At 45.7% G+C, this 15,527-nt stretch carries 15 protein-coding genes and 1 pseudogene; 8 read left to right on the top strand and 8 right to left on the bottom strand.

Annotated features, from left to right (window positions below):
• Window positions 1-242 precede the first annotated feature (242 nt).
• From ilvA to RID53_RS28315, 3 genes are all read left to right on the top strand, one after another.
• The gene (gene ilvA / locus RID53_RS28325; protein ID WP_446391273.1) at window positions 243-1,754 is read left to right on the top strand and encodes a threonine ammonia-lyase, biosynthetic; all 1,512 of its coding nucleotides are present in this window, start codon (window positions 243-245) and stop codon (window positions 1,752-1,754) included.
• 154 nt (window positions 1,755-1,908) lie between these two features.
• Complete coding sequence (locus tag RID53_RS28320) at window positions 1,909-2,157, top strand: UPF0175 family protein (protein WP_446391272.1); 249 nt, start codon at window positions 1,909-1,911, stop codon at window positions 2,155-2,157.
• Window positions 2,154-2,645: a DUF3368 domain-containing protein gene (locus RID53_RS28315; RefSeq protein WP_446391271.1), complete on the top strand. Its 492-nt coding sequence runs from the start codon at window positions 2,154-2,156 to the stop codon at window positions 2,643-2,645. Before RID53_RS28320 ends, RID53_RS28315 begins: the two co-directional genes overlap by 4 nt.
• 246 nt (window positions 2,646-2,891) lie before the next feature.
• Here the strand turns inward: RID53_RS28315 and RID53_RS28310 are convergent, their stop codons facing one another.
• Window positions 2,892-3,497: a Uma2 family endonuclease gene (locus RID53_RS28310; RefSeq protein WP_446391270.1), complete on the bottom strand. Its 606-nt coding sequence runs from the start codon at window positions 3,495-3,497 to the stop codon at window positions 2,892-2,894.
• 267 nt (window positions 3,498-3,764) lie between these two features.
• Window positions 3,765-4,519, bottom strand: a pseudogene (locus tag RID53_RS28305) (glutathione S-transferase family protein).
• Window positions 4,520-5,171: 652 nt separating this feature from the next.
• Between RID53_RS28305 and RID53_RS28300 the strand changes: the two are divergent.
• Complete coding sequence (locus RID53_RS28300) at window positions 5,172-6,254, top strand: fatty acid desaturase (RefSeq protein WP_446391269.1); 1,083 nt, start codon at window positions 5,172-5,174, stop codon at window positions 6,252-6,254.
• 248 nt (window positions 6,255-6,502) lie between these two features.
• Here the strand turns inward: RID53_RS28300 and RID53_RS28295 are convergent, their stop codons facing one another.
• The 5 genes from RID53_RS28295 to RID53_RS28275 all read right to left on the bottom strand — a co-directional run bounded on the left by RID53_RS28295 (window position 6,503) and on the right by RID53_RS28275 (window position 11,417).
• Complete coding sequence (locus RID53_RS28295) at window positions 6,503-7,261, bottom strand: PAP/fibrillin family protein (RefSeq protein ID WP_446391268.1); 759 nt, start codon at window positions 7,259-7,261, stop codon at window positions 6,503-6,505.
• A 16-nt stretch (window positions 7,262-7,277) separates the two neighbouring features.
• Complete coding sequence (hisG, locus tag RID53_RS28290) at window positions 7,278-8,303, bottom strand: ATP phosphoribosyltransferase (protein ID WP_446391267.1); 1,026 nt, start codon at window positions 8,301-8,303, stop codon at window positions 7,278-7,280.
• A gap of 77 nt (window positions 8,304-8,380) precedes the next feature.
• Window positions 8,381-9,952 carry an ATP phosphoribosyltransferase regulatory subunit gene (hisZ, locus tag RID53_RS28285; protein ID WP_446391266.1) on the bottom strand — a complete coding sequence of 524 codons (1,572 nt, stop codon included), beginning with the start codon at window positions 9,950-9,952 and terminating at the stop codon, window positions 8,381-8,383.
• A gap of 135 nt (window positions 9,953-10,087) precedes the next feature.
• Window positions 10,088-10,264, bottom strand: coding sequence for a hypothetical protein (locus RID53_RS28280; RefSeq protein WP_446391265.1), 177 nt, complete (start codon window positions 10,262-10,264; stop codon window positions 10,088-10,090).
• Window positions 10,227-11,417 carry a histidine kinase gene (locus RID53_RS28275; protein ID WP_446391264.1) on the bottom strand — a complete coding sequence of 397 codons (1,191 nt, stop codon included), beginning with the start codon at window positions 11,415-11,417 and terminating at the stop codon, window positions 10,227-10,229. Before RID53_RS28275 ends, RID53_RS28280 begins: the two co-directional genes overlap by 38 nt.
• A 389-nt stretch (window positions 11,418-11,806) precedes the next feature.
• On the opposite strand from RID53_RS28275, the gene RID53_RS28270 reads away from it, so the two are divergent.
• The gene (locus RID53_RS28270) at window positions 11,807-13,396 is read left to right on the top strand and encodes a glycoside hydrolase family 57 protein (RefSeq protein WP_446391263.1); all 1,590 of its coding nucleotides are present in this window, start codon (window positions 11,807-11,809) and stop codon (window positions 13,394-13,396) included.
• A gap of 180 nt (window positions 13,397-13,576) precedes the next feature.
• On the opposite strand, the gene RID53_RS28265 is transcribed toward RID53_RS28270, so the two are convergent.
• Window positions 13,577-14,011 carry a Fur family transcriptional regulator gene (locus RID53_RS28265; protein WP_446391262.1) on the bottom strand — a complete coding sequence of 145 codons (435 nt, stop codon included), beginning with the start codon at window positions 14,009-14,011 and terminating at the stop codon, window positions 13,577-13,579.
• Window positions 14,012-14,108: 97 nt separating this feature from the next.
• On the opposite strand from RID53_RS28265, the gene purS reads away from it, so the two are divergent.
• The 3 genes from purS to RID53_RS28250 are packed head-to-tail and all read left to right on the top strand — an operon-like array spanning window position 14,109 to window position 15,408.
• The gene (gene purS / locus RID53_RS28260; RefSeq protein WP_446391261.1) at window positions 14,109-14,390 is read left to right on the top strand and encodes a phosphoribosylformylglycinamidine synthase subunit PurS; all 282 of its coding nucleotides are present in this window, start codon (window positions 14,109-14,111) and stop codon (window positions 14,388-14,390) included.
• Window positions 14,387-15,097: a phosphoribosylformylglycinamidine synthase subunit PurQ gene (purQ, locus tag RID53_RS28255; RefSeq protein WP_446391260.1), complete on the top strand. Its 711-nt coding sequence runs from the start codon at window positions 14,387-14,389 to the stop codon at window positions 15,095-15,097. Before purS ends, purQ begins: the two co-directional genes overlap by 4 nt.
• Window positions 15,098-15,156: 59 nt before the next feature.
• A complete protein-coding gene (locus tag RID53_RS28250) occupies window positions 15,157-15,408 on the top strand; it encodes a hypothetical protein (protein WP_446391259.1) in 252 nt (83 codons plus the stop codon).
• The last annotated feature ends 119 nt before the right edge of the window (window positions 15,409-15,527 follow it).

The following is a 15,527-nucleotide window of genomic DNA, read 5'->3' as shown; positions in this document are numbered from 1 at the left end:
TCCTACGGTATATCAAAGGTTTCGGTGCTCCAAAAATGCTTATTTTACTGCCATGGGGCTTAAGTCAAACTGCCCCACAATGAACCTTAGCGTTGTAGTTTGGGCTAGTTGACTTCTAAATTTTGCTCTCGTCGTAACTCGTTGACCTATCATCAAGCATAATCGCACCCTCCCCCCCACAACTAGCGACGCCAATAAAGTAAAATTTTCGTTACATCCTGCATCTGCCACCCGGTTTACCCATGCTTTGTGACTACCTAGTACAAATCCTCACCGCCCGCGTCTACGATGTTGCCCAAGAAACCCCGCTAGAATACGCCCCCAACCTATCCGCCCGCTTGAATAACCAACTCCTACTCAAACGGGAGGATATGCAATCCGTCTTTTCCTTCAAACTGCGCGGGGCGTATAACAAAATGGCACAACTCCCCCCCGATATGCTGGCACAGGGCGTAATTGCCGCATCTGCCGGAAACCATGCCCAAGGCGTCGCCCTAGCTGCGCGTCAGCTAGGCACCCAAGCGATTATCGTTATGCCCGTAACCACGCCCCAAGTTAAGGTAAATGCGGTTAAAGCCCGTGGCGGAGAGGTGGTTTTGCAGGGAGAAACCTACGATGAAGCCTACGCCTTTGCCCGGAAACTGGAAGCCGAAAAAGGGTTAACCTTTATTCATCCCTTTGATGATCCGGATGTGATTGCCGGACAAGGTACGATTGGCATGGAAATTCTCCGCCAATATCAGCAACCTATCCATGCTATTTTTGTGGCAATTGGTGGCGGTGGATTAATCTCTGGGATTGCCGCGTATGTAAAACGGTTGTATCCCCACATTAAGATAATTGGCGTTGAACCCGTGGATGCGGATGCTATGTATCAATCCCTAAAAGCTGGGAAACGGGTGCGATTACCCCAGGTGGGCTTATTTGCTGATGGGGTGGCAGTGCGAGAAGTGGGGGAAGAAACCTTTCGCCTGTGTCAACAATATGTGGATGAGATTATTCTGGTGGATACTGATGCCACCTGTGCCGCGATTAAAGATGTTTTCGAGGATACACGTTCTATTTTAGAACCCGCTGGGGCATTAGCGATCGCAGCCGCTAAAACTTATGTTGAACGCGAGCAAATTCAGGGACAAACCTTAGTTGCCGTTGCCTGCGGTGCTAATATGAACTTTGACCGTCTCCGCTTTGTGGCAGAACGGGCAGAGTTTGGTGAACGTCGCGAAGCTATTTTTGCTGTGACAATTCCCGAAAAACCGGGGAGTTTGCGTCAGTTTTGTGAATGCTTGGGTAAACGGAATCTAACTGAGTTTAATTATCGCATTTCTGCTGAAAACGAGGCACATATTTTTGTCGGTGTTCAAATTGCCAACCGCAGTGACGCCGCCAAGATGATAGAAGCGTTTGAAGGGTGTGGATTCAAAACCTTAGATTTAACCGATGATGAACTGACAAAAATGCACCTACGGCACATGGTAGGCGGACATTCTTCCTTAGCGGATAATGAATTACTTTATCGCTTTGAGTTTCCTGAACGTCCGGGTGCTTTAATGAAGTTTGTTGGTTCCATGAGTCCTAATTGGAATATTAGCTTATTTCACTACCGGAATAATGGGGCAGATTATGGGCGCATTGTCGTGGGAATGCAGGTTCCGCCGCACGAGATGGAGGAATGGCAAGGGTTTCTGGATACTTTGGGTTATCGCTATTGGGATGAAAACCAGAATCCGGCGTATAAACTGTTTTTGGGATAGTTATGACTAGAGATGTTGGGTTTCGGCGCGTCAACCCAACCTATCGGGATAGGCGATTCTACTAAGGGGTTAAGAGGGGTGAATATTAAAGCCGATGACACCATAAAGAAGAAGTTATACTAAAAGAGCAGTGGTTTCTATATTTCAACTATCTATGAGTGTGATTATCTCTGACGAAACCCTTCGCGCCTGTCAAATGGAAGCTGCCGAATTTAAACAAGAAATAGCACTATTGCTATTTCAAGCGGGTCGGCTAACGATTGGTCACGCCAGTCACTTAGCCCAGATGTCAGATGGTGCCTTCCGGGAATTGCTAAAACAGCGCCAAATACCCCTCTATAACTACGATGTTGAAGACTTTGAGATAGATCTAAAAAACCTGCGGGAATTGGGGCGGCTGTGATAGTCATTAGTGATACTTCCGTCTTAACAAACCTGGCGGCGATCGGACATCTTCACTTGCTTAAACAGCTTTATGATTGTATTTTCATTCCACTAGCCGTCTACCAAGAATTAATGGTCGATCCGCCTGTTCCTGGAACGGTTGAAATACAGACTCTTCAATGGATTGAGGTTCGATCTGTTCGCGATCGCGCAATGGTTGAGCAATTGCAAATTACAGTGCAACTCGATCCAGGCGAATCTGAAGCGATTGCTTTAGCCCTGGAAATCAATGCTGACTTGTTACTCATTGATGAGCGTCGTGGTAGAACAGCAGCGAACCGTCTAGGTATCCGGATTACTGGCTTACTGGGTGTATTGGTGGAAGCCAAACAGCGATCGTTTATTCCTGCGGTTCAACCTTTAATGGATGAACTCATTGCTACATACCAGTTTAAAGTGTCTCCAGTTCTGTATAACCAAATTTTGGCAATAGTAGGAGAATTATAAGCCCTAAAAACTTTCCTGGGAATGCAGGTTCCACCCCATTAGATGGAGGAATTGCAAGGGTTTTTGGATACTCTGGGTTATCGCTATTGGGATGAAAACCAGAATCCGGCATATAAACTGTTTTTGGGATAGTTACAGCAGATTGGCTGGTTGATGAGGTACAGTCTTCTTCCGCAAGATCCCCGACTTCTTCAAGAAGTCGGGGATCTGTCTGTGTACTGATTACCATAAGGAAAACAAAAACCATTAATTGGGCATAACATCATCGAGTTTTAGTTGTAAATTTGGCAAGAGGTAAGATGTAATTGTATCTCCCAAGCGATATTTTTGCTGCTGATACGTCCCCTGAATGAGTTGGCATACTGTAAAAGTGGGTTGTTTTGGGTTGCCAATGAATTGCCAACCGCCTAATCCCCGAAAGTCTACAATCCAGAATTCGGGAATGCCTATAACTGCATACTCTTCTACTTTTCTGGCATAGTCATCTTGCCAGTTGGTGCTAACAACTTCAGCAAGGAGTTTGATGGTTTTGGCATTACAAATAATTGGCTCTTTTTGCCAAAGTGGTTCGTTGCTGAGTTCGGCTTTGTCTAAAACAATGACATCAGGGCGTAGTGCTGTCGCTTCAGCCGCTAGGGGTTTAATTAAACAACTTTTGGGAATTAGCCAGTTTAACTGATTACCAATAATTTCGGCATAGATTCGACCCGCAATAGTCCCAGCAACTTCTTCATGAGAACCTGTTGGTTCCATGTCTCGTAGTTCTTCATCAATAAGTTCGTACCTGGGATTATCTCCGTATTCTGCTATAAATTGATCGAACGTTAGAAGTTTAGATGGGGTGTAAGTCATGGCGTTTTTCTCTCTTAGGCAGTTTTATTGTTTATTCTAGCTTGTAGAACGGGAAGCCTTATCTCTATGATTGTCTCATATCCAATCCACCTTTTTTATTCACATCTTATACCAGTGGCAACAATCAGCCAAGGATTCAAATCCCTGGCTCAAAGCTCAAGTCAGCTAAAGCTGACTGGATAAGAATTTTAGTCCATTTTAATGGACTTTAGCTTTTAGCCCGGAGTTTGAACTCCGGGCTCCGGGCGGATGTCTAGATCCTCTAGATTATCGCTTCTCTAAAATGGCTCGCATATTTGGGATAGCGGCTTCAATCATTTCCGGTTTCACAGATGTCTGTTGCCAAGTTTCTCGCTGCTCAAGCTGCTGTGACCATGTTTTTATGGATGGGTAATTGTCTAGAGATAAACCGAATTGAGGTAAGGAGGGAACCAATGTTCCAGCTACAATATCCGCTAGGGTAATTTGATTGTTTACAAAGTAAGTCTGTCCCGCTAAAAGATTTTCATAAAATTTGATGATCGTCGTTATGCGTTGCCGAGCCTTGTCAATTTGATCAGGATTGACTTCTAGTCCAACTAATTGTTTCGTTAACGGAATCATCAGCGGCTGAAGTTCATTAACTGCTATCATTTCTACCATGCGAACCGTTGCGATCGCGTCAATTTCATTAGGCATCAATGATGGCGTTGGATACTTCGCCTCTAAATATAGCAATCCTAAATAGGATGCAACAAGCGAAATGCTCGAAACCCAGGTATAGCAAGGGTTTCATTTTTGAAAATTGCCACGACCTAAATAGGATTGCTATAGTCCAAAATTGCTAACGACTCAACGATCCGAAATCCGTTATCGATGACGACAGGAATTCGCTGAAGCGGGTTAATGGCGGTGAAATCATCACTTAGGTGATCTCCATCTAAATTCACCAAAATTGGCTCAAATAGAATTTGTTTTTCTAGCAATGTCACCCAGACTCGGCGAGCATTAGCAGAAATTGGATTATAGTAGAACTTTAGCATTAGAGGGAATGGTTTTAATTGTCAAAAATTATACCTTATAAGTTAAGTTGCTGTAGTTCCTCTGACTCAAGCATCTATGTTTCCAGCTTCATACAAGGTGGGCTAATCCTTGGCAGTCCCCAGAATGATGGTGCGTTGAGGTAATCATTGATACCGAAAACGATTTGACTGAAATGGCTAGAAAAAGGGTGCTATCAGTTTTTTCATAGTGAGAAGCTAGATCGGCTTCACCGGATGAAGATGAACGCGATCGCCCTTTTCTTATGGTAGGTTGGGTTGAGGTTGCCTAAACCAACACATCTAGTTATAGTGTTAGAGCTACGTCTGATTGACTACTGAATACATATTTATAGTATTGTGTCAACTATGTTTTACATTGACTGATACTATAAGTTATCGCTATGGGGATCAAAAGCAACATCTGGCATAAACGCTATTTTGGTGCTAATGGGATGAGCCGCGAAGCGATAGCGTAGTCATTGGCTGACAAACATCTGATCCACTAATTTCAGATTTATTTGAACAACTAAGGTCATAAAAGGTTACAATCAAACTTGTGTAATTCAAGCCTATATTTACCCGGTTTACCTGGCATATTGTGTGTGGTAGGTCGTTGATTAAATGTAGGTTTTTCAATTAAATTAGAAGTTTCGTGCAATCAAACACAGTTCTCAAGGCGGCAACAATTACAGCCCCATCCACAAAAAAAGAAGAGTTACCCTTTACTCTCCAAGACTTGAAAACGGCAATTCCCGCCTATTGTTTTGAACCCTCTGTCTGGAAGTCTCTCAGTTATTTCTTTCTAGATATTGGTATCATCGCAGGATTTTATGCCATCGCCTATAAGCTTGATTCTTGGTTATTTTTCCCCATCTTTTGGGTACTGCAAGGAACCATGTTTTGGGCGTTGTTTGTGGTGGGTCATGACTGTGGTCATGGCTCTTTCTCTAAGATTAAATGGCTGAATAATCTGATTGGACATCTGTGTCATATTCCCATCCTGGTTCCCTTCCACGGGTGGCGCATCAGTCACAGAACTCACCATGCCAATACGGGTAGCCTGGAAACCGATGAAAGTTGGTATCCGGTATCTCAGACTAAGTATAAGCAGATGCCGTGGTATGAAAAGCTATTCCGCTATAATTTACCATTGCTAGCTTATCCCCTCTATCTATTTAAGCGATCGCCTGATCGCGAAGGTTCCCATTTTACGCCCAATAGTCCGTTATTCCGCCCCTCGGAAAAATGGGATATTGTCACCAGTTCGGTTCTCTGGGTGCTAATGATTGCCTTTTTAGGGGGACTGACGTTTCAGTTCGGTTGGCTATTTCTGGTGAAATACTACCTGGTTCCTTATGTTGTGTTTGTCATCTGGCTAGATTTGGTCACGTTCATGCATCATACCGAACCGGATATTCCCTGGTATCGGGGAGATGATTGGTATTTCCTGAAAGGGGCATTATCAACGATTGATCGGGATTACGGCTTTATTAATCCCATTCATCATCATATCGGGACTCATGTGGCGCATCATATTTTCTTGAATATGCCCCACTATCACTTGAAGACAGCAACTGAAGCAATTAAGCCCGTGTTAGGCGAGTATTATCGCTGCTCAAATGAGTCAATTTGGAAGAGTTTTATTCGTTCTTACTGGGCTTGCCATTTTGTCGCTGATCACGGATCTCCGGTTTACTATGAACCTGCCAAAATTCGCGCTAAAAGTAAAGCCTAGAACGCGGATTGATACCAGAGAATTGATGATACCAAATCCGCCGTTGAAACCCCATTTTTGCTTTTGTCTTGGCGACTGGAAGTCGCAGCTACATAAACAAAGTCCGCCTGCGCGGACTAGATTATAAAGGGGGTGGCTAACCGGGATTTGGTATTAGGCTGCAACTTGGTATTACTATGTTTGACTAGCCTCTTTTAAACCGTAGAGACGTTGCATGCAACGTCTCTACAATCTATGGGGAAATAAAATCAGTTTTGCCGTTCGCAGACTAAAACAGTACCCTTTTCCCCTCGTGTAATCCGTAATTCTTCATCTAGATAAAGCAGTTCCAGCTTACCCTTGGGAGATCGCTTCATTTTGAATGAGACTTCTCCTGTTTTATGATCCATGCTTTGAGGAGGAACAAGTCCCAACATTATTTTAAAGATATTCGACATTAACCTGTCTTTGAGACTCGGTTTTGAACGATGAGACTGATCGCCAAATTGGTTGATCCATGCTTCTAAATCATCAGACTGCTTTGGCTTCAAAATTCCACCCGTAAACTGCACTTGCAGCATCGTATCCTGAATCGGTTCGCAAGTTCCTAAATTTTGAACAATACCTTGTAAGGTTGTCATATTTTCGTCTATAGTCGTAAACTCCACAATAATGTCATGAGTTCGCTGTTGCCCTTTTCCTGTAGGAATGACAGGTTGGCTAACTCGATCAATAACCAATTTGAGTTGTTTGGGTTCAAACATATTAAAGGCAAGCCGCCCCAATGTGTAAGCATACTTGCCATCCTGTCGCCGTTCTCCATCAGGAAAGTTAGGCGCATTAATTAATACCCAATTTCCATTGATGAGTGTTTCCTGGCGAGTAGGTGCGGCTGTTGGGTTGAGGGATATTAGTTGTTCAATTGCTGCGGCTACCGCCTCATGTTTAGTATCCCCTCCATAAGTTTGCAGGACGTCTCTCAGCTTACTTTTGGCAACTTTTCTATCTTGCGTTTCAATCGTATTCATCGGATGTCCCTGTTTATTAATCTTCTTTTAACCGTTCCAAGAATACCTGATAATTCTGAGACTGGGAACCAAATACATAGTCGGGTGATGTAATCGTCATATCACTTCCCCCCGCCTTTCTCAGATGATTAACCGCCGCAAGTAACATGTTTTGCTCAACGACAATCGTTACCGCATACCAATCCTTGTCTTCCTTAGAATAAACCTTGGCAATCGTGGGTCCTCGTAACCCAGTTAAACCGCTCAATTCGCTATGATTGACCAAATAAGTGCCAATCTCATCGGCTGATTTACCCCGAACATTCGCCGTGATTGAGACATATTTTTTGGCATTCAGATTTGCCTCAATTAATTCTAAGATGGTTTTCGTCGTTTCCAGTTTCGTGGGATCGTCTTGGATGAGGCGTTTATTGCCAATCAGACAGGCTTGGGACTTTAACAGTGTCCCACCAGTAATCCGCTTCAAGCGGTTTTCTCGCAGGGTGGTTCCCGTACTGGTGACATCGGCAATCATGTCCGCATACCCCATACTGGGTGCGGCTTCCATCGCGCCTTGGACGGAGACGAGGGAAAAGTTGACAATTAGTTTTTCATACAACCAATCTCTAGTTAAATTGGGGTATTTCGTGGCAATTCTCAGGGTTTTACCTTTTTCTTTAAATAGCAGGGTGAGTTCGGCTAAATCTTCAATCGAGGAGACATCCACCCAACTTTCGGGAACGGCTAATACCAGTTCACATTTACCGTAACCCAAACGGTCATGAATCACTACAACATTATCATGACCCACGCCTTCTTCACAGACGACATCATAGCCCGTAATTCCTAGGTCAACGCTACCTTCTTCAACTTTGGTGAAAATATCAGCAGCCCGTTGGAAAAGTACATTAATTTGAGGGAGTGAAGGAATCGAGCCGAAATATTGGCGATCGCTGGGTCTAAAGACGCTCATCCCACAGGCTGACAGGAGGCTGCTTGTCGAGCGTTCCAGCGCTCCTTTACTGGGGAGAGCGAGGCGAACAGGTGATTGGTAATTTGTCATTGGTCAGGGAACAGGGAACAGGGAACAGGGAACAGTAAACAGTGAACAGTGAACAGTAAACAGTGAATTCTATTGTCTTATGTCTTATGTTTTAATTCATCATGAATATGTTTGGCGGCGTCGCTTACGGTTAGCTGCTGCTGTTCTCCGGAATCCATCTGCTTCAGTACGACTTTTGACGCTTGTCGTTCCTCTGAACCCACGAGAATAGTGTAGGGAATGCCTTGTTTGTTGGCGTATTGGAAGTTACTCGAAACGCTTTTACCTCTAAGATCCATGGCTACAGCTAATCCCATCTGTCGCAATTTTTGGGCAACGCTAATGGCATAACCTGCATCATCTTGACTGACAGGAACAACCAAAGCATCCACCTGTCGCTGTACTTGCCAAACTTTGCCCTCGGCTTCTAGGGCTAATCTCAGCCGTTCCATCCCGTAGGAAAAGCCCGTGGCTGGGGTATCTTGGCGTCCGCCAAAGGTTCCCACTAAATCATCATATCGACCGCCGCCGCAGATTTGTCGCTCCTGCTTGCCAGCGCCATGATAGATTTCAAAAATCATGCCTGTATAGTATTGTAATCCTCGGCTGAGTCCTAAGTCTAAACTAATTTGACTGGAGTCTAGGTCATAGAATTCCAATGTGTTAATAATCTCACGCAGTTGTTCAAGTCCAGCATCATCGATGCCATGGGCAGAGAGAAGAGTTTGGGCTTCTTTTAAGACTTCCGTGGGTTCTCCTACAAGTTGTCCCAGTTGACTCATAAACTCTAGCGCTTTACTGACCCTCTCGGTTTGATCTTGGCGTTTTATTTTAGTCAGCAGGCGATCAACAATTTCCTGGGCGTCGCGATTACCCGCCAATTCAATGTTCATGCTGTCTAGGAGATCCAGAATCGTAGTTTGGGCGTCGGATTCTGCCATTCCCTGAAAGAGTTGACTCAACCGTTGGCTGTGGACTGTTTCCGGGTTCGTTTGTTCTGGACTCAGTTGGGGGTTAGAGGTATAGAGGGCAAAGGCGGGATAAATATCACACAAACGCTGTTCGACGGCGGATTTGCCGTCCTTGCGTAAAATTTCCATGTTGGTGAGTAGGAAGCTACGCAGGCGACTTTCGATCTGGAGATTATCCAGAAATTTAGAGATTACACCAATATGACCCAAGACGATGCGATACCCGCTTAATCCTAAACGATTTAACCCTTGGGATGCGATCGCAATAATTTCGGCATCTGCCATCGCCCCAGTCGCGCCAATCAGTTCAATCCCCATTTGGTTAAACTGGCGGTAGCGTTCCTTCTGGGGACGTTCGTAGCGGAAGGCGGAACCCGCATAGTAGAGGCGAATGGGTTGGGGAACGCCTTGCAGGTTGTCTACATAAGCGCGGACAACAGAGGCGGTAAATTCGGGGCGCAAGCAAAGGCGGCGGTTGCGGTAGATGAAGTCATAGAGACGGGGGGCGATTTCTTCACCGGATTTCCTTAAATACAGTTCTGTATATTCAATCAGTGGCACGTCAATTGGACGATAGCCGAAGGATTGGAAGCATTGACGCAGGGTATCTTCCAGTTGTTTAGTAATGGCGTAATCGTCGGGCAAAACATCGTTGACGCCGCGTACTCGTTCAATTTTGGTCGTTCGCATTTTGGTCATTTGTCATTTGTCATTTGTCATTTGTCATTCGTCATTCGTTCTTTGTGATAATTGAATGGTTAGGTCGGGGCGGGTTTAGTTATATCAGGGTAACACCAAAGGTTAACGGTAAAACCCGCCCCTACAAAAGATATTTCATCGGAACGTCTCTGCTTCCCCATCTCCCCCATCTCCCCCATCTTCCCCATCTCCCCCATCTTCCCCATCTCCCCCATCTTCCCCATCTTCCCCATCTCCCTCATCTCCCCCAGCTCCCCATCTCCCCGACGCCTGCTTACCGATAAATGGGTAGGGTAAAGTGGAAACAGCCACCACCTTTGGGCGAGGAATCGACCCAGATGCGACCATAATGGGCGCGGATTATGCGTTGGCACAAGGATAAACCAATCCCGTACCCGTCCTCGCCTTGATCGCGTTTGAGTCGGAAATGATTCTCAAAAATGCGATCGCGATTTTCTTCGGGGATACCCGGACCTGTATCATAGACCGAGACTTGAACTTTTTGGGTGGTGCGGTGCAGCATAGAAACCTGAATTTTACCCCCTTTTGGGGTGTATTTGTTGGCATTGTCTAGCAGATTGACGATAACTTGACGCACCAACTCACTATCGGCATGGACAGAGGGTAAATCCTGGGGAATATCTGTTTCCACAATCTGGGATTTGAGTTGGAACGACTCCTGCATTTGATTGAGAATATCTTGACACAAGGGTCCTAAAGCCAGTTTGCGGGGTTTAACGTAAAAGTCGGCGTTGCTGCCTTTGGCGGCTTGCAGGATTTCCGTAATCATGCGATCAATGGTACGGAGTTGGATACGCGCTTGTTCCAATAACCGGGCTTTTAGCCGGGGGGTTAGTTCAGGGCGAGGAGATTGATTCGGGTTGTTTTGACCTAATTCCAGGGTATCTAAGGCAATGGATGCGGCGGTTAAAGGGTTGCGGATGTCATGGGCTAACATGGACAAGATTTGGTCTTTAAAATGGATATTTTCCTTCAGTGCCGCGTTGTCTTGATTGAGGCGAAAAATTTCGTCCGTGAGTTGAATCACTTCGATGGCAGATGCCATGGATCGTTTGGCGGATGAGCCATTCTCACTGGAAGTATCTCCATTAGCCGATGACATAACCTCCTGGGTTAACTCGGCTTGATAGTCTTCTATACAGCGTTGCCACCGTGACCAACAGTTCTTCAATTGTCCTACTAAATCCGTTCCCGCCAAGGTTTGTCGGGGTTGGGGATGAATTTTCAGCAGGGCTGGAGTCGCGACAATTTTAAAATGTTCGGCTAAATAGGGCTGTTCTCCCACCTCCACTATCATCAGTTCAAACGGATAGTCCTGTTTCAAGGACTCCAGATAGTTGCGGATGCGATGGATATGTTTCCGGGAACTGGGGCGCTCATCGACAAACAGCACAAGCTGTAGGGTGGCTTCCCCATCCGGAGAGTTCTCATGAGCGACTGACATGAAATTGGGTGTTAGCACTCTTAACTGGGGCAATTATTATAGGAGAACATTGGACTTGACTGCCTAGGGGCTGGGGGGTCTTTGCTTCCTTATAATTTAATCTCTATTTTAGATTTTCTGCAAAACTGAATGGTTTGTGAGGTTTATCTATCCTTTTCGTCCTAAAATCTTAAATGACTGTTGCTAACTAAAGCCTGATTGACAGGCAATTTCGAGATATTTTCCGGAATTCTCTTTCGGGCGTGTGGTATGGCAACCGTCAAGGCGGTTAGGACGTAGACCCTTCGGCTTCGCTCAGGGTCAAAGTATCAAGCAGCTAAATATGGCTGTGTGTAAACCTCCCGGGCTATCCTAAACTTTTTATTAGCAATTCACGACTTCTATTCACTATGGCTATCGGCTACGTTGCGCTCGTCCTTCATGCCCATCTACCTTTTGTGCGGCATCCAGAAAGTGACTATGTTCTGGAAGAAGAATGGCTTTTTGAAGCCATCACCGAAACTTATGTCCCCCTCCTGCATGTCTTTGAAGGGTTAAAGCGGGATGGGGTGGACTTTAAAATCACCATGAGCATGACACCCCCTTTGGTGTCGATGCTAAAAGATCCTCTGTTACAAGAGCGCTACGACAAACATTTAGCTCTACTTGAAGAGTTGGCGCAAAAGGAAGTCGAGCATAATGAACATTATGGTCACATTCGCTACCTCGCTGAACATTACGTTAATGAGTTCAGTCGAATTCGCCAAACCTGGGAACAGTACCAGGGTGACTTGATCAGCGCATTTAAACAATTTCTCGACAGCAATAACCTGGAAATCATCACTTGCGGCGCGACTCACGGCTATTTTCCGCTGATGAAGATGTATCCCCAAGCTGTTTGGGCGCAAATTCAGGTGGCTTGTGAGCATTATGAGCAAACCTTTGGGCGTCCCCCGAAAGGGATTTGGTTACCCGAATGCGCCTATTACGAAGGGGTGGAACGATTACTCGCGGATGCAGGCTTACGCTATTTCCTCACCGATGGTCACGGAATCTTGTATGCCCGTCCTCGTCCCCGGTTTGGCACTTATGCTCCAATTTATACGGAGACAGGAGTCGCTGCATTTGGGCGAGATCACGAATCCTCTCAGCAGGTGTGGTCTTCGGAAGTAGGGTATCCCGGTTCACCCGAATATCGGGAATTTTACAAGGATTTAGGCTGGGAAGCCGAATACGAATACATTAAGCCCTATATTATGCCCAATGGGCAGCGCAAAAATACAGGAATTAAATATCACCGAATCACAGGTCGCGGATTGGGGTTAGGGGATAAGGCGTTGTATGACCCCTATTGGGCGCGAGAAAAAGTGGCTGAACATGCGGCTAACTTTATGTTTAACCGGGAACAACAGGTGGGTCATTTGGCGGGAATTATGCAGCGTCCGCCGATTGTGGTGTCCCCCTATGATGCGGAACTGTTTGGTCATTGGTGGTACGAGGGACCATGGTTTATCGATTATCTGTTCCGCAAGTCTTGGTATGACCAGGGGACTTATGATATGACCCACCTGGCGGACTATTTGCAGGATAATCCCACCCAGCAAGTTTGTAAGCCTTCTCAGTCAAGTTGGGGGTATAAGGGATTTCATGAATATTGGCTTAATGAAACCAATGCTTGGATTTATCCTCACCTGCACAAAGCAGCAGAACGGATGATTGAGTTGGGGCGTCGCGAACCCGCCGATGAACTGGAATGGAAAGCCCTAAACCAGGCGGCGCGAGAGGTACTCCTGGCGCAGTCATCGGACTGGGCGTTTATTATGCGGACGGGAACCATGGTACCGTATGCCGTCCGGCGGACGCGATCGCACTTGATGCGGTTTAATAAGCTTTACGAGGATATCAAGATTGGTAAAATCGACAGCGGCTGGTTGGAAAAAGTCGAGGAAATCGATAACATCTTCCCCAAAATTAACTATCGGGTTTATCGTCCATTGTAAAGATTGGGGACAAGGTTGAGGGGGAGAGAGTTCCAGACGTAGCATGATACGTCTGGAACATCGGGGCGGGTTTAGTCGCAGAGAATAAACGATAATAGTGAAACCCGCCCCTACACACCAACCAGGTTCCCTTGATCAAGGGTTGCGAAGGGTCACACGCTTATGCCCTTGATCCAAAACTCAAAACTCTCCCCTGTGCATCCTCTTGGCACTATAACGACGGTTTTGATCAGCTTCAACTATTTGACAATCCTCACAGAGTCCAAAAAATTCTAGGGTATGATAGTAAATCTGAAAGCGGTGGTTATCTTGTAACTGGGTCTCTAAATTGTGGACAGGACATTCCTCGATGGGAATTGATCGCCCGCAATTGAGACAGGTGAGATGGTGTTGATCCTGCAATAAACTGTAGAGGGATTCGCCAGTCGCTAGAGTCCGCATTTGTACCACTCCTTCAAGTTTCAAGGCATCGAGAGAGCGGTAAACTGTGGCTAGACCCATACCTTGCTGCCGCTTGCGTAACTCGATATGAATATCCTGGGCAGAGACAGCACGATTTAAGGTTTTGAGCAACTTTAAAATTCGCTCTTGAGAACGGGTGCGTTGGGCTTTCATAGATTTAGGGGTTAATCGAGGAAAAAGGATGTGGACTATTGGGGATTAGTAGTTCAAACTTTAAATTAAGGTAATCTCAAACCACTAGGGGGTGCTTGTGAATCATCAGTATAAGGCTCGAATTTATGTTACACTGCGACCTTCTGTACTAGATCCGGCTGGCGTGGCAGTCGAGTCCGGGATTGAGCAGCTTGGCATCGCGAATGTTAAGCAAGTACGCATCGGCAAGTATATTGAGTTAATGCTGACGGCGGCTGATGAAAACCAAGCCAGTGAGCAACTGGATCGCATCTGTGACCAACTTTTGGCGAATCCGGTGATTGAAAATTATCGATTTGATTTGGATGAAGTACAGGTACAGTTAGGGGTATCAACATGAAATTTGGTATTGTGGTTTTTCCTGGCTCAAACTGCGATCGCGATGTTGCTTATGTCGCCCAGGATTTGCTCGACTGTCCGACTCGGATGGTTTGGCATGAAGAAACGGATATTTCTGATCTGGATGTGGTTGTCTTACCCGGTGGCTTTAGTTATGGCGACTACCTGCGCTGCGGCGCGATCGCTCAATTTTCGCCGATTATGTCCCATGTTATTGCCCATGCGAAACAGGGCAAGTTTGTTCTGGGTATCTGCAACGGCTTTCAAGTCTTAACTGAATCTGGATTATTACCGGGAGCATTAATCCGGAATCGAGATCTCCATTTTATTTGCGATCGCACTCCCTTGAAAGTCGAACGCACGGATTTGCCCTGGACATCTGCCTACGCTACGGGAGATATTATCACGTTGCCCGTTGCTCACGGCGAAGGACGTTACTACGCCCATACAGATACCCTGAAAGCCCTAGAAGATGGAAATCAGGTAATCTTTCGTTACGCCAATTCTCAGGGTGAAATCAACGAAACCAGCAATCCCAACGGTTCCGTCAACAACATAGCCGGAATATGCGATCGCACGGGTAAAATATTGGGCATGATGCCTCATCCAGAACGGGCATCTGACCCCTTGTTGGGCAGTGCTGATGGCATCAAATTATTTCACGGATTATTAGCGTTCATGAGTGAACAGCGACTCCAACCCGTCTAACCACGTTTCTTTATGCTCTGTGAAATCGTAAATTAAATTCAATACTCCTAAGAAAGCCAGTGACTTCAGACAATCCCAACACCGGCTTGCCCATCAAACCAATCCGCTACCGAGATTGGTTAATTAGCACGAAGATGATTGACAGACGGTTGTGGTTACGTTGGCAACACCCTCATGAAAATTTTGCTCGCTATAGCTATCCAGTGACGGAGCGAGGGTTGACAGATTCTATTCGTTATGCTAGACACCTAATTGATTTGATTATCGAGTTAGAAGAGGCGGAGTCAAAAGCCGCTTCATCGCGAGAGTAAAAGCGGGGGAGCTACGCCAGTAGGTTGGGTTTCGACTTCGCTCAACCCAACAGCATCACAAATTCTAAGTAGTCGGACAAAAGAAAACGGCACGCTCACGCTTGTTTTGTAAATAGTCC

This window comes from Coleofasciculus sp. B1-GNL1-01 (assembly GCF_040220235.1).
In the GTDB taxonomy this organism is placed as follows: Bacteria; Cyanobacteriota; Cyanobacteriia; order Cyanobacteriales; family Coleofasciculaceae; genus Coleofasciculus.
This window is presented reverse-complemented; position numbering and strand designations above follow the sequence as displayed.